The sequence below is a fragment of the Kineosporia sp. R_H_3 genome, assembly GCF_002198675.1.
Classification (GTDB): domain Bacteria; phylum Actinomycetota; class Actinomycetes; order Actinomycetales; family Kineosporiaceae; genus R-H-3.
Genome location: NZ_MWLL01000257.1, coordinates 1 through 12,585, shown reverse-complemented (window position 1 = coordinate 12,585; position 12,585 = coordinate 1). Strand labels below are relative to the sequence as shown.

The 12,585-nt window shown below is 74.0% G+C and carries 13 protein-coding genes; 6 read left to right on the top strand and 7 right to left on the bottom strand.

The annotated features are described in order from the left end of the window. Nucleotides 1-23 precede the first annotated feature (23 nt). The 3 genes from ECOMGDLI_RS32475 to ECOMGDLI_RS32465 all read left to right on the top strand — a co-directional run bounded on the left by ECOMGDLI_RS32475 (nucleotide 24) and on the right by ECOMGDLI_RS32465 (nucleotide 3,194). Nucleotides 24-713 carry an ABC transporter permease gene (locus ECOMGDLI_RS32475; RefSeq protein ID WP_088320953.1) on the top strand — a complete coding sequence of 230 codons (690 nt, stop codon included), beginning with the start codon at nucleotides 24-26 and terminating at the stop codon, nucleotides 711-713. Beyond that, nucleotides 710-1,552: an ABC transporter permease gene (locus ECOMGDLI_RS32470; RefSeq protein ID WP_088320952.1), complete on the top strand. Its 843-nt coding sequence runs from the start codon at nucleotides 710-712 to the stop codon at nucleotides 1,550-1,552. Before ECOMGDLI_RS32475 ends, ECOMGDLI_RS32470 begins: the two co-directional genes overlap by 4 nt. 136 nt (nucleotides 1,553-1,688) lie before the next feature. Continuing rightward, the gene (locus tag ECOMGDLI_RS32465) at nucleotides 1,689-3,194 is read left to right on the top strand and encodes a ricin-type beta-trefoil lectin domain protein (RefSeq protein ID WP_143448065.1); all 1,506 of its coding nucleotides are present in this window, start codon (nucleotides 1,689-1,691) and stop codon (nucleotides 3,192-3,194) included. Nucleotides 3,195-3,234: 40 nt separating this feature from the next. On the opposite strand, the gene ECOMGDLI_RS32460 is transcribed toward ECOMGDLI_RS32465, so the two are convergent. After that, on the bottom strand, nucleotides 3,235-3,729 hold the full coding sequence (locus ECOMGDLI_RS32460; RefSeq protein ID WP_088320950.1) for an SSI family serine proteinase inhibitor: 495 nt from the start codon (nucleotides 3,727-3,729) through the stop codon (nucleotides 3,235-3,237). 319 nt (nucleotides 3,730-4,048) lie between these two features. Here ECOMGDLI_RS32460 and recA point away from each other — a divergent pair, with 319 nt between their 5' ends. Together recA and ECOMGDLI_RS32450 are read left to right on the top strand one after the other, a co-directional pair. Next, the gene (recA, locus tag ECOMGDLI_RS32455; protein ID WP_088320949.1) at nucleotides 4,049-5,092 is read left to right on the top strand and encodes a recombinase RecA; all 1,044 of its coding nucleotides are present in this window, start codon (nucleotides 4,049-4,051) and stop codon (nucleotides 5,090-5,092) included. A gap of 119 nt (nucleotides 5,093-5,211) precedes the next feature. Further along, nucleotides 5,212-5,805, top strand: a complete 594-nt coding sequence (locus ECOMGDLI_RS32450) for a regulatory protein RecX (protein ID WP_233153723.1) — start codon at nucleotides 5,212-5,214, stop codon at nucleotides 5,803-5,805. Between the two features lie 44 nt (nucleotides 5,806-5,849). Here ECOMGDLI_RS32450 and ECOMGDLI_RS32445 read toward each other — a convergent pair whose 3' ends face one another. From ECOMGDLI_RS32445 to ECOMGDLI_RS32430, 4 genes are read right to left on the bottom strand one after another with little or no spacing between them, the layout of a single operon-like run. Beyond that, complete coding sequence (locus ECOMGDLI_RS32445; RefSeq protein WP_088320948.1) at nucleotides 5,850-6,821, bottom strand: amino acid ABC transporter permease; 972 nt, start codon at nucleotides 6,819-6,821, stop codon at nucleotides 5,850-5,852. Then, on the bottom strand, nucleotides 6,818-7,468 hold the full coding sequence (locus ECOMGDLI_RS32440; protein WP_088320947.1) for an amino acid ABC transporter permease: 651 nt from the start codon (nucleotides 7,466-7,468) through the stop codon (nucleotides 6,818-6,820). Before ECOMGDLI_RS32440 ends, ECOMGDLI_RS32445 begins: the two co-directional genes overlap by 4 nt. A gap of 52 nt (nucleotides 7,469-7,520) precedes the next feature. After that, nucleotides 7,521-8,426, bottom strand: a complete 906-nt coding sequence (locus tag ECOMGDLI_RS32435; protein ID WP_088320946.1) for a glutamate ABC transporter substrate-binding protein — start codon at nucleotides 8,424-8,426, stop codon at nucleotides 7,521-7,523. Nucleotides 8,427-8,449: 23 nt separating this feature from the next. Then, nucleotides 8,450-9,235 (bottom strand): amino acid ABC transporter ATP-binding protein, encoded by a 786-nt coding sequence (locus ECOMGDLI_RS32430; RefSeq protein ID WP_088320945.1) that lies wholly within the window; start codon nucleotides 9,233-9,235, stop codon nucleotides 8,450-8,452. A gap of 102 nt (nucleotides 9,236-9,337) precedes the next feature. On the opposite strand from ECOMGDLI_RS32430, the gene miaB reads away from it, so the two are divergent. Further along, complete coding sequence (miaB, locus tag ECOMGDLI_RS32425; RefSeq protein ID WP_088320944.1) at nucleotides 9,338-10,870, top strand: tRNA (N6-isopentenyl adenosine(37)-C2)-methylthiotransferase MiaB; 1,533 nt, start codon at nucleotides 9,338-9,340, stop codon at nucleotides 10,868-10,870. Between the two features lie 27 nt (nucleotides 10,871-10,897). Here the strand turns inward: miaB and ECOMGDLI_RS32420 are convergent, their stop codons facing one another. Together ECOMGDLI_RS32420 and ECOMGDLI_RS32415 are read right to left on the bottom strand one after the other, a co-directional pair. Beyond that, nucleotides 10,898-11,788 (bottom strand): dihydropteroate synthase, encoded by an 891-nt coding sequence (locus ECOMGDLI_RS32420; protein ID WP_088320943.1) that lies wholly within the window; start codon nucleotides 11,786-11,788, stop codon nucleotides 10,898-10,900. 52 nt (nucleotides 11,789-11,840) lie between these two features. After that, nucleotides 11,841-12,585 (bottom strand): dihydrofolate reductase family protein (locus ECOMGDLI_RS32415; RefSeq protein ID WP_088320942.1); only part of this gene is annotated, 745 nt, incomplete at its 5' end.

The following is a 12,585-nucleotide window of genomic DNA, read 5'->3' as shown; positions in this document are numbered from 1 at the left end:
GGTAGAGCAGCGTCGTCTCCGGCGTGCTGTCGCCGCTGCTCTACCTGGGCTCGCTGGGCTTCGGGCTCGGCGTGCTCGTCGACACCGGGTCGTCCGGCGGGGTCGGCGTCCCGTACGCGCTCTTCGTCGCCCCGGGCGTCCTCGCGGCGAACGCGATGCAGGCCGGGGTCGGCGAGGCGACCTGGCCGGTCATGGGCGCGATCAAGTGGCAGCGGCAGTACCACGCGATGCTCGCGACCCCGCTCGCCGTCGTCGACGTGCTCCTCGGGCACCTCGCCTTCATCGTCCTGCGGCTGCTCGCGGTGAGCGTCGTCTTCGGCGTCGTCGGCGCGCTGCTCGGCGCGTTCACCTCGTGGTGGACGATCGGCGCGGTCCTCGTCGCGACGCTGTGCGGCGCCGCGTACGCCGCACCGGTGATGGCCTTCGCGGCCGCGCAGGAGAACGACCAGGGCTTCGCGTACCTCTTCCGCTTCGTGCTCGTGCCGACGTTCCTCTTCGCCGGCACGTTCTACCCGGTCGACCAGCTGCCGGCGGCGATCCGGCCGGTGGCGTGGGTGACCCCGCTGTGGCACGCGACGCAGGCCTGCCGCGACCTCGCGCTCGGCAGCCCGGACCTCGCGTCCGTCGCTGCGCACTGCGCGTACCTCGCGCTGTGGGTCGCGGTGGGCGTGGTCGCCGCCCGCGTCGTCTACAGCAGGAGGCTCGTCCGATGACGACGGCGGCCCCGGTCCCGGCCACGGGCCGCGGTGCCGTCCTGCGCGCCCTGGCCCGCGCCGTCCCGATGCCGGCCGGTGCCGGCATGGCGCGGATGCTCGTCGAGCGCAACGCGCGGGTGTACCGGCGCGGCTGGCTGCTGCTCGTCAGCGGGTTCGTCGAGCCGGTCTTCTACCTGTTCTCCCTCGGCGTGGGCCTCGGCACCCTCGTCGGGGACGTCGACGCCGGCGGTGTCCTCGTGCCCTACGCGGTGTTCGTCGCGCCGGCGATGCTCGCGTCGTCCGCGATGAACGGCGCGGTCTTCGACTCGACGTTCAACGTGTTCTTCAAGCTCAAGTACGCGCGGCTGTACGACAGCGTCCTCGCGACCCCGCTCGGCCCGCGGGACGTCGCCGTCGGGGAGATCGCGTGGGCGCAGCTGCGGGGCGGGCTGTACGCGGTGATGTTCATGCTCGTCATGGCCGCGAGCGGGCTGCTCCGCTCGTGGTGGGCGCTGCTCGCGCTGCCGGCCGCGGCGCTCGTGGGGCTCGCCTTCGCGGCGGTCGGGATGGCGGCGACGACGTGGATGCGCTCCTGGCAGGACTTCGACCTGCTCAACCTCGTCGTCCTGCCGATGTTCCTGTTCTCCGCGACGTTCTTCCCGCTGTCGACCTACCCGGAGGCGCTGCAGCCCGTCGTCCGGGTGCTGCCGCTCTACCACGCGGTCGAGCTGGTGCGCGGGCTCTGCCTGGGGCTGCCGGACCCGAGCATGCTCGGGCACCTCGCCTACCTGCTCGTGCTCGGGGCGGGCGGGGTCGTCGTGGCCGCCCGCCGGCTGGACCGGCTGCTGCTGTCCTGATCCTCCCGCGCGGGTGTGACGTTCGGTAATCATCGGACGGCGATCCGTGCCGAAGATTGCTGTTGGTCACCGGGCGATCGGATGAGCAGCGGGATCTTGGGCCCGTCGTCACGCTGCGCTTCGGTACGGTCGTCCTGTGACCGGTACCAGCGACCACGGAGACGACGCTCCCGGCTCGGGCGGGTTCACCGTGTTCGCGGCCGCGATCCGGCCGGAGCTGTCCCGCCTCGCGTACCTCCTCACGGGGCACCACGCGACCGCCGACGACGCCGTGGCCGGTGCGCTGAGGGAGGCCGCCCAGGGCTGGTCCGGTCCCGGTGCCGCCGCCGTCGACGCGTGCCGGATCGCGCTCGTGCGCCAGGCGCTGGTCCTCGCCGAGCACCTCGACCGCTCCCAGGACGACGACTTCTGGCGCGGCGGGGCGTGGGCCCTCCAGCGGCTCCCCGCCGACCAGCGGCTCATCGTCGCGCTCGCCGCCGAGCCCGGCCTCGACGAGGAGACGACCGCGCGGCTGCTCGGCGTCCCCGTACGTGTCGTCCACCGCAGGCTCCGCGCCGGGTGCGCGGGCCTGGGCCGGCACCTCAAGATCCCCGCGGCGGGCGGCGCCCCGGCCGTGCTCGAGGCCGTCCGCGTCGTCGCCGGGGCCCACCGGGTGGGGGCGGCGAGCGTCATGCCGGTGGTCCCGGCGGTGACCGGGCCGGTCCCGGTCGCCTCGGACACAGGCGACGCGGGCGACGCGTCCGACGGAGCGCCCGAGGACGGGTCGGCCGCCGGTGACGCCGACGTCACGGCCGGCGGCGCCGCAGCCGGCTCCGTGCGCGGGGCCGGGACGTCGCCCCGGTCGCCCGCGGGCCGGCTCGCCGTCGCGGCGGTCGCGCTCGTCGTCGGCGGTGCCTCGCTCTTCTGGCTGCTGCGCCCGGGCTCGGACGGCGACGTGACGCTCTCGTCGGCGACGCCGTCCGCGAGCACCCCGGCCGCCGGCCCCGCCGCGCCGACGTCGCCGCCTCCCGGGGTCGCGACCCCGACGACGTCCGCACCGTCCGGGTCGCCGTCCCGGACGGCCGGGGCCGGGACGGCCCGGCGGACCGTGACGAAGACGGCGGCCCGCGACGCGACCCGGACCGCCGGCACGACGACGCGTGCGACGACGACCACCCGCACGAGGACCCGGACCACGACGACCCCGCCGAGGACGACCACGCGGACGACCCGGACGACCAGGACCACCCGCACGACCACGACGAAGACGCCCAGCCTGCCCGCGGGGCTGCTGCTCGGCCGCGCCTCCGGGCGCTGCCTCGAGGTCCCCGGGCGCGCCGGGTGGGGGACCCAGGCCCGGCTCGGCGACTGCGTCGGCGGCCCCGGGCAGACGGTGTCGGACGGACCCGGCGGCAGCCTGCGCCTCGCCGGGCTGTGCCTGGACGACTTCAACTGGGGGACGTCGCCGGGCAGCCTCGTCGTCGTCTGGGCGTGCTCGGGCCAGGCGAACCAGCGGTGGACCTTCGGCGGCGACGGCACGATCCGCAGCGTCCACGCACCCGCGCTGTGCATCGCGGCGGAGGGCGGCGGGACGGGTGCCGGCACCCGGCTCGTGCTCCTGACGTGCGACGGCGGGTCGAGCCAGGTCTGGACCCGGACCTAGCCGGACCGGCCCTGAACCGGGGCCGGGTCGCGACCCCGGGTCAGTTCTTCGGTGCCGGGAGCAGCCCGGCGAGCGCCGTCCAGCGCGCGATCTCGCAGCCGTTCGAGCGGTCGAAGGTCGTGGAGACCGGGTTGCCGCGCCACGTGCCCTCGACGGTGGCCTTCTCCGGCCCGCCGTAGACCATCGTGCACATCTGGTCCTTCGGGACCGGCAGGAGCGCCGTCGCGCCCTTGGCGTCGAGCGCCGCGCACGCCGCGGCCGGGTCGGGGTGGTCGCCGCCCGGCGGGTCGCACTCCAGGCGCCACGTCACCGGGCCCGAGCCGTCGTCGACGACGACGACGGTCAGGCTGGTCGCGCCGCTCGCCGTCGGGGTGGGGACCGCGGTCGGGCTCTGCGAGGAGAGCGTGAGGGACGGCACCGGGGACCCGCCCGCGGCGCTGCTCCCGCCGCCGCACGCGGCGAGCGTCGCGGCCGCCGCGAGGACGACGAGCGCCGGGGCCGGTGGCCGGTGGCGGTGGCCCGGACGGGTCGTCATGGGGTGCCCCTTCCGTGGGCGTGGCCGTGCGTGTGCCGCCCGCACAGTGTGCCGGGCGTGCAGTGGACGCCGCAGGAGGGGGACGACGTTGCACCGGAACGGCGTGTCGGGCTGAGATCGAACACGTGTTCGGACTAGTCTCGTCCACAGTTGGCGGCGTCGCCCCACTGTCCACAGGTCCGCAGCAGTGCGGAGCGGTTGTCGGTGGCAAGCCGTACGGTCGTCGGCGATGGCACTGAAGAGATCGACGACGACCCGTACCGACCCCACGCCCCAGGCTCCCCGGCGCACCGCGAGCGCCCGTTCACGAGGTGAGGACATGCCCGCTCCTGCAGACCGTGAGAAGGCCCTCGAGGCCGCTCTCGCCCAGATCGACCGCCAGTTCGGCAAGGGCTCCGTCATGCGGCTGGGCGAGGACTCGCGCCCGCCCATCGAGGTCATCCCGACCGGCTCCATCGCCCTCGACGTGGCCCTCGGCATCGGCGGCCTCCCGCGCGGCCGGGTCGTCGAGATCTTCGGCCCGGAGTCGTCCGGTAAGACGACGGTGGCCCTGCACGCCGTGGCGAGCGCCCAGCGCGCCGGCGGCATCGCCGCCTTCATCGACGCGGAGCACGCGCTCGACCCGGAGTACGCCAAGAAGCTCGGCGTCGACACGGACGCCCTCCTCGTGTCCCAGCCGGACACCGGTGAGCAGGCCCTCGAGATCGCCGACATGCTCATCCGGTCCGGGGCGCTCGACATCATCGTCATCGACTCCGTCGCCGCGCTCGTGCCCCGCGCCGAGATCGAGGGCGAGATGGGCGACAGCCACGTCGGCCTCCAGGCCCGCCTCATGTCGCAGGCCCTGCGGAAGATCACCGGTGCCCTCAACAACTCCGGCACCACGGCGATCTTCATCAACCAGCTGCGCGAGAAGATCGGCGTCATGTTCGGCTCGCCGGAGACGACGACCGGTGGTCGAGCGCTGAAGTTCTACGCCTCGGTCCGGCTCGACGTCCGGCGCATCGAGACCCTCAAGGACGGCTCCGAGCCGGTCGGCTCGCGCACCCGGGTCAAGGTCGTCAAGAACAAGGTCAGCCCGCCGTTCAAGCAGGCCGAGTTCGACATCCTCTACGGCATCGGCATCTCCCGCGAGGGCGGCCTCATCGACATGGGTGTCGAGCAGAGCATCGTCCGCAAGTCGGGTGCCTGGTACACGTACGAGGGCGACCAGCTCGGCCAGGGCAAGGAGAACGCGCGCTCGTTCCTGCGCGACAACCCGGACCTGGCCAACGAGATCGAGAAGCGCATCAAGGAGAAGCTCGGGGTCGGCCCGCGCGTCGACGCACCTGCGGGTGCGGACGCCGCGGACGTCGACTTCTAGCACCGGCTGCCCGGCCGGAGGAGCCGCCGTGCCGGAACTCCGGCCGGCCGGCGGCCCTCCGGTCGTGGTTCCGGCACCCGATCACCGACTGCCCCGAGGACGAAGGCTGACGGCAGACCGTGGAACGTCGCAGCGCCAGACCGAAGGCCCGTGCCACGGGCGAGCAGCCCGAGCCCGACGACGACCCCGTGTCGGCGGCGCGCGCCGTCGTGCTCCGTCAGCTCGCGATGGCGCCGCGGTCCCGGGCCCAGCTCGCGGACACGTTGGCCCGCAAGGGGTTCACCTCTGACGTCGCCGAGCAGGTGCTCGACCGGTTCGAGGAGGTCGACCTCGTCGACGACGACGAGTTCGCCCGGCAGTGGGTCCACACCCGGCACACCGGTCGGGGGCTCGCCCGGCGGGCGCTCTCGCACGAGCTGCGCACCCGCGGCGTGGACGACGAGACCGTCCGGGCGGCGGTGGACGCGATCGACGACGAGACCGAGCTCGAGGCGGCACGGGACCTGGTCCGTCGCCGGCTCAGAGCGATGTCCGGGGACGACCCGGCCCGGCGCACCCGCCGGCTCGCCGGGATGCTGGCGCGCAAGGGCTACAGCTCTGCAGTCGCCATGCGGGCGATCCGGGACTGCGTGGCCGAGGCGGAGGACGACCTCTTCGACGCGGTCGGGGACGGCGTCCCCGAGGACGACGAGGGCCTCGACACCGACGGCTGACCTGCTCGCCGCCGTCTCCCGCCGTCGACACCCTCCCGCGAGCCTCAGCGGTGCGCCGTGGACCTCGAGACCCTGCGCTCGACGACCACCGCGACCTGGCTCAGCGCAGCGTTGATGGCGATGAAGATGACGCCCACAGTGATGAACATGGGGATCGGGTTGTCGAGGTTCTGCGCGATCCGGTTCGCCCGGTTGAGCAGCTCGGGGTAGATGCCGAGCACGGCCGCGAGCGACGTGTCCTTGAGGATGACGACGAGCTGGCTGATGAGCGCCGGCAGCATGACGCGGAAGGCCTGCGGCAGCAGGACGATCCGCATCGTCTGGCCCGGCGTGAGCCCGACCGACAGCGCCGCCTCGCGCTGGCCGCGGGGGAGCGAGGCGACCCCGGAGCGGACGATCTCCGCGATGACGACCATGTTGTACGCGACGAGCGCGATGACGAGGTACCAGAGGCCGTCCGGGCCGGGCAGCCCGCTCACGTCGACACCGACGTCCGGCAGCACCCGGCTCGTGAAGTAGATCGCGATGACGACGGGCAGCCCGCGGAGCAGCTCGATGACGCCGACGAGCGGCCACCGGGTGCGGCCGGGCAGCATCATCCGCGCGACGCCGATGAGCGTGCCGAGGACCACCGAGCCGACGATCGCCAGCGCCGCCGCCGTGAGGGTCGAGCGCAGGCCGAGCCCGAGCAGCCGCCAGACCTGACCGAACTCCTCCGTCGAGGGGTCGAGGAGCGGCCCCCAGCGTTCGGCGCTCAGCTGCCCGGCGTCCGCGAGCCGGCGCACGACGAGGGCGAGCAGACCGAGGATGACGACGGTCGCGGCGATGCTCCCGACGAGCGTGCGCCGGCGGGCCCGGGGGCCCGGGGCGTCGTACAGCACGGTCGCGCGCGGGGCGCCTGCGGCCGCCGTCCGACCGGTCCGCCGCCGCGGGGCCACGATGCCGTCCACGGTCCCGTCGGGGGTCCCGTCCGGGGTCCCGTCGGTGGTCCGGGTCGTCCCCGTCCCGGAGCTCATCGGGCGATCGCCACCTTCCGCTCGACCGCCGCCAGCGCCCCGCCCGCGGGCAGGGTGAGCAGCAGGTACCCGACGGCGACGCCGGTGAGCACGGGCAGTGCCGCGTACCCCTGGGCGCTCGTCAGCGAGTTGCCGACGCTGAACAGGTCCCGGCCGACGCCGAAGGCCCCGACGACCGCCGAGTTCTTGATCATCGCGATGAGGACGCTCCCGACCGGCGGCACGCTGCTGCGGAACGCCTGCGGCAGGACGACGCTGCGCAGGCTCTGGGTGAAGGTCAGCCCGATCGCCCGGGCCGCCTCGGCCTGGCCGGCCGGGACGGCGTTGATCCCCGACCGGAGCGCCTCGCAGACGAACGCCGACGTGTAGACGACGAGGGCGGCGATCCCGAGCCACCAGTAGGAGCCGTTGACCCCGACCTCGGGCAGCCCGAACGCGAACGCGAAGAGCACGACCGTGAGCGGGCAGTTCCGCACGACGCCGACCCAGGCCGTCCCGAACGCGCGCAGCGGGGGGACGGGGGACACCCGGCAGGCCGCGACGAGCGTCCCGAGCAGGAGCGAGCCGGCCAGCCCCCACAGGCACAGCTGCAGCGACAGCAGGTACCCGCGGCCGAAGAGCCCGAGGTTCTCGGTGACGGCCTCCATGTCGGTCAGCCCTCGCGACGGGCCGGTCGCCCGACCACCCGGTCGTGCCGGCTCACGCGCACGGCGCGGCCGTCGGCAGTGTCGGCGTCTGGGCGCCCTCGACCTCACCGGCCGTCGACGTCCACGCCTTCTCGTAGGCCCCGCTCGACCCGGCCTTCGCGAGCACACCGTTGACGAACTCGCAGAACTGGGTGTCGCCCTTCTTGACGCCGATCCCGTACGGCTCCTCGGTGAACTGCTCGCCGGCGAGCTTGAACGCGCCCTTCGACTCGTCGACGAACCCGAGGAGGATGACGTTGTCGGTCGTCACGACGTCCACCTGCTTGGTCCGCAGGGCGTCCGCGCACTTGTCGTAGACGTCGAAGAGCACGAGCTGGGACGGCGACGCGAGGTAGGTCTTGATCGTCTCGGCCGGCGTCGAGCCGGTCACCGAGCAGACCTTCGCGGCCGGGTTCGCCTTGAGGGCGTCCGGCCCGGTGATCGCGGTGTCCTCCGAGCGGACCATGAGCTGCTGGCCGGCGACGTAGTACGGCCCCGCGAACGAGATCCGCTCCTTGCGCTTGTCGTTGATCGTGTACGTCGCGACGACGAGGTCGACGGTGCCGCGCTCGATCGACTCCTCGCGGACGGCGGACGGCGTCTCCACCCACTCGATGCTGTCGGCCTCGATGCCGAGCTCGGCCGCGACGAGCTTGGCGATCTCGACGTCGAAGCCGGCGGGCTTGTCGTCCAGCCCCTGCAGGCCGAAGCCGGGCTGGTCGAACTTCGTGCCGACCTTGACGCTGCCGGCCTCCGCCAGGCGCGCCATCGTCGTCCCGGCCGCGAACGACGGGTTGTCCGCGGGGGCGACGACGGCCTCGTCGCTGCCGTCGTCCCCGCACGCGGCGAGCCCGAGGGCGGCGGTGAGGGCGACCGCGAGGGCCGCACCGGTCGTGCGTCGTCGGGTGCGTGCGGGCATGGCTGTCCTCCGGGTCGACGGGATCAATGGGTGAGGATCTTGGAGAGGAAGTCCCGCGCCCGGTCGCTGCGCGGGGCGGTGAAGAACGTCTCGGGGTCGGCGGACTCGACGACGCGGCCGTCCGCCATGAAGACGACGCGGTTCGCCGCACGACGGGCGAAGCCCATCTCGTGCGTGACGACGACCATCGTCATGCCCTCGCGGGCGAGGGTCGTCATGACGTCGAGGACCTCGTTGATCATCTCCGGGTCGAGCGCCGAGGTCGGTTCGTCGAAGAGCATGACCTTCGGCTGCATCGCCAGGGCGCGGGCGATCGCGACGCGCTGCTGCTGCCCGCCGGACAGCTGCGCCGGGTACTTGTCGCGCTGGTCGGTGACGCCGACCCGCTCGAGCAGGTCGAGCGCGGTCCGGCGTGCCGCGCCCTTGTCGACGCCGCGGGCCTTGACCGGGCCGACCATGACGTTCTCGAGCACCGTCATGTGCGCGAAGAGGTTGAACGACTGGAAGACCATCCCCACCTCGGCGCGGAGCCGGGCGAGGTCCTTGCCCTCCTCGGGCAGCGGCCGGCCGTCGAGGAGGATCCGCCCGCTCTCGATCGTCTCGAGCCGGTTGATCGTGCGGCACAGCGTCGACTTCCCCGAGCCCGAGGGTCCGATGACGACGACGACCTCGCCCTCGTGGACCGTGAGGTCGACGTCCTGCAGCACGTGCAGGGCGCCGAAGTACTTGTTGACGCCCTCCAGGACGACGAGCGGGCGCGCAGGTGTCGTGGTGCCGGCCGGACCGGCGCTGCTCGCGGTGTCGGTCATGGAGAGAACTTAGGGGGAAAGGTCGTCTACGTCACCTTTTGTAATACTTCGCCGAGGGGAAGGATCGAGCCGGCGACCGAGGCCATCTACGCTGGACCCGCGATGACGACGACACCCCAGACCACCGCCGAGGCGGCGCCCGGGCAGCGCACCTACGACGTGCGGACCTTCGGCTGCCAGATGAACGTCCACGACTCCGAGCGCCTCTCCGGCCTGCTCGAGTCGGCCGGGTACGTGAAGGCCGACGCGGGCGCCGACGCCGACGTCGTCGTCTTCAACACGTGCGCCGTCCGGGAGAACGCCGACAACAAGCTCTACGGCAACCTCGGCCACCTCGCGCCGGTCAAGGCGGCCCGCCCGGGCATGCAGATCGCCGTCGGCGGGTGCCTGGCCCAGAAGGACCGCGACACGATCGTCAAGAAGGCGCCGTGGGTCGACGTCGTCTTCGGCACCCACAACATCGGCTCGCTGCCGACGCTGCTCGAGCGCGCCCGGCACAACGAGACCGCCCAGGTGGAGATCCTCGAGTCGCTCGAGGTCTTCCCCTCGACGCTGCCGACGGCACGCGACTCGGCCTACGCGGCCTGGGTCTCGATCAGCGTCGGCTGCAACAACACGTGCACCTTCTGCATCGTCCCGGCGCTGCGCGGCAGCGAGAAGGACCGCCGTCCCGGTGACGTCCTCGCCGAGGTCGAGGCGCTCGTCGCCGAAGGCGTCCTCGAGGTGACCCTGCTCGGTCAGAACGTCAACACGTACGGCGTCGAGTTCGGCGACCGCGGCGCCTTCGCCAAGCTGCTCCGCGCGTGCGGCGGCATCGACGGGCTCGAGCGCGTCCGGTTCACGAGCCCGCACCCCGCCGCGTTCACCGACGACGTCGTCGAGGCGATGGCCGCGACGCCGAACGTCATGCCGCAGCTCCACATGCCGCTGCAGTCCGGGTCGGACGCCGTCCTCAAGGCGATGCGCCGGTCGTACCGCTCCGAGAGGTTCCTCGGGATCCTCGACCGGGTCCGCGCCGCCATCCCGGACGCCGCGATCAGCACCGACATCATCGTCGGCTTCCCGGGCGAGACCGAGGCGGACTTCCGGGCGACCCTCGACGTCGTCGCGCAGGCCCGGTTCGCGCAGGCCTTCACGTTCCAGTACTCCACGCGCCCCGGCACCCCCGCGGCGACGATGGGCGACCAGGTCCCCAAGGCCGTCGTCCAGGAGCGCTACGAGCGGCTCGTCGCCCTCCAGGAGCAGATCTCGTGGGAGGAGAACCGCGCCCAGGAGGGCCGGGTCCTCGACGTCCTCGTCGCGACCGGCGAGGGCCGCAAGGACGAGGCCACCCGCCGGCTCTCCGGCCGGGCCCGGGACAACCGGCTCGTGCACTTCGCCTTGCCGACGGACGTCGAGCCCCGCACCGCGGCCGCCCCGCGCCCGGGCGACGTCGTCACCGTCCAGGTCACCTACGGCGCCCCGCACCACCTCGTCGCGGACGGCGTGCTCGTCGGCGGCCCGTTCGCCGTCCGGCGCACCCGGGCCGGCGACGCCTGGGAGCGCCGCGAGGCCGCGGCCGCCGCCCCCGCGCCGTCCACCACGCCGTCCGCCAAACCCGTCGTCACCCTCGGCATCCCCACCCTCCGCCCCTGACCACCCTCTCGGGGCGGGACGGGGGAGTCAGGCGTCGAGGGACGCCATCGCGTGCAGCACGGCACGGACGTGCGCGACCTCGTGCGTGCGGACGACGCCCACGCCGGCGAGCGCGGCGAAGACCGTGAAGAAGCCCTCGGCGGTGCGGAACTGGTCCTCGAAGAGGGCGAACGCGTGCGGCACCGACTGGCAGACCGGCAGCCCGAGCCGGCGCAGCCGCGACGAGCGCAGCAGGACCCGCATCTGGTGGTTCACCCGGACCGCCGGGTCGGTGAGGTTGCCGTAGTAGAAGCCCATCCCGGGGTCGAGGACGAGGTGCTCGACGCCGCACGAGCGGGCGAGCGCGACCCGGCGCTCGAAGTGCCCGAGGATGCCCGGGAACGGGTCGTCGAGGTCGACGTCGGTGACCTCCCGGACGTCCGCGCCCGGCACGTAGCACAGGACGACGGTCGCCCCGGCGGCCGCGACGGCGCCGAAGACCTCCTCGTCGGCGGCGGACCCCGTGTAGTTGACGACGGCGGCGCCCGCCGCGAGCGCGGCCTTGACGACGACCGGGTCGTAGGCCTCGGCGGAGACCGTGACCCCGGCCGCGACGAGGCCCTCGACGACCGGGACGAGCGCGTCGGCCTGCTCCTGCGGGTCGACCCGGGCGGCACGGGCGGTGCTCGACTCGGCGCCGACGTCGACGAGGTCGGCGCCGTGCGCGGCGAGGACCCGGCCCTTGCGGACGGCGGCCTCGGTGCCCAGCGCGATGCTCTCCCGGTAGGTCGAGTCCTTCGAGAGGTTGACGCAGCCCATGACGACCGGGGCGGCGTCGGTGTCGACGGTCCGGTCACCGAGCCGCAGCGCGGCCACCGGGTGCCCGAGGTCCTCGCCGTGCGCCTGCGCGAGGGCCGCCAGCCCGCCGAGCGTGATCACCGGGTGAGCATAACTTCGGGGCCGCCGGGGCGGTCCGGCGGCGGCGTCCCGTTCACGCCCCGGCAGCGTCCGCGTCGCCGCGCAGCAGCATCCGGGTGAACAGGAAGCCGCCGTCCTCGAGCACGTGCGCGACGTCGAAGCCGACGGGCGCCGGGAAGGGCGCGCCGGTGCCGATCTGCCCGCCCCCGACGTACAGCGGGGCCAGCGTGACGTCCGCCTCGTCGACGACGCCGGCGGCGACGAGCCGGGCGAGCAGCGTCGGCCCGCCCTCGCAGACCACCCGGTGCAGCCCGCGCGCGTGCAGGGCCGCGACGAGCGCCCGGGGGTCGAGGTCCGCGGAGCCGAGCACCTCGACGTCCGCGACCTCGCGGGCCCGGGCCAGCCGGGCCGCGTCCGCGGCGCGGGTCGTGACGACGAGCGGGGGCAGCGCCGACTCCCCGGCGAACATCGGCAGGTCCCAGGGCAGGTCGAGCGACGCGCTGACGACGGCGAGCACGGGGGCGTCGGCGAGCCCGAGCGCCCGGCGCTCGTCGACGGCCTCCGGGCGGGCCCGCATCGGCGAGTAGCGCTCGGCGCGCAAGGTCCCGGCCCCGATGAGGACGGCGTCCGCGAGCCGGCGGGTCTCGGCCAGCACGTCCCGGTCGGCGGGCGACGAGATGGACCGGCTGTGCCCGTCCGGGCCGGCGAACGCGCCGTCGAGGGTGACGAGCATCATCGCCCGCAGCCAGCCGGTGCCGGGAGCGGGCCAGGGGTAGGCGGTGGCGAGCAGGTCGCCGGGCGGGGGCGTCGGGCCGGGG

Coding starts and splice junctions, on each gene's coding strand:
- ECOMGDLI_RS32470 (WP_088320952.1), top strand. CDS start 710: ATGACGACGGCGGCCCCGGTCCCGGCCACGGGCCGCGGTGCCGTCCTG.
- ECOMGDLI_RS32460 (WP_088320950.1), bottom strand. CDS start 3,729: ATGACGACCCGTCCGGGCCACCGCCACCGGCCACCGGCCCCGGCGCTC.
- recA (WP_088320949.1), top strand. CDS start 4,049: ATGCCCGCTCCTGCAGACCGTGAGAAGGCCCTCGAGGCCGCTCTCGCC.
- ECOMGDLI_RS32445 (WP_088320948.1), bottom strand. CDS start 6,821: ATGAGCTCCGGGACGGGGACGACCCGGACCACCGACGGGACCCCGGAC.
- ECOMGDLI_RS32440 (WP_088320947.1), bottom strand. CDS start 7,468: ATGGAGGCCGTCACCGAGAACCTCGGGCTCTTCGGCCGCGGGTACCTG.
- ECOMGDLI_RS32435 (WP_088320946.1), bottom strand. CDS start 8,426: ATGCCCGCACGCACCCGACGACGCACGACCGGTGCGGCCCTCGCGGTC.
- ECOMGDLI_RS32430 (WP_088320945.1), bottom strand. CDS start 9,235: ATGACCGACACCGCGAGCAGCGCCGGTCCGGCCGGCACCACGACACCT.
- miaB (WP_088320944.1), top strand. CDS start 9,338: ATGACGACGACACCCCAGACCACCGCCGAGGCGGCGCCCGGGCAGCGC.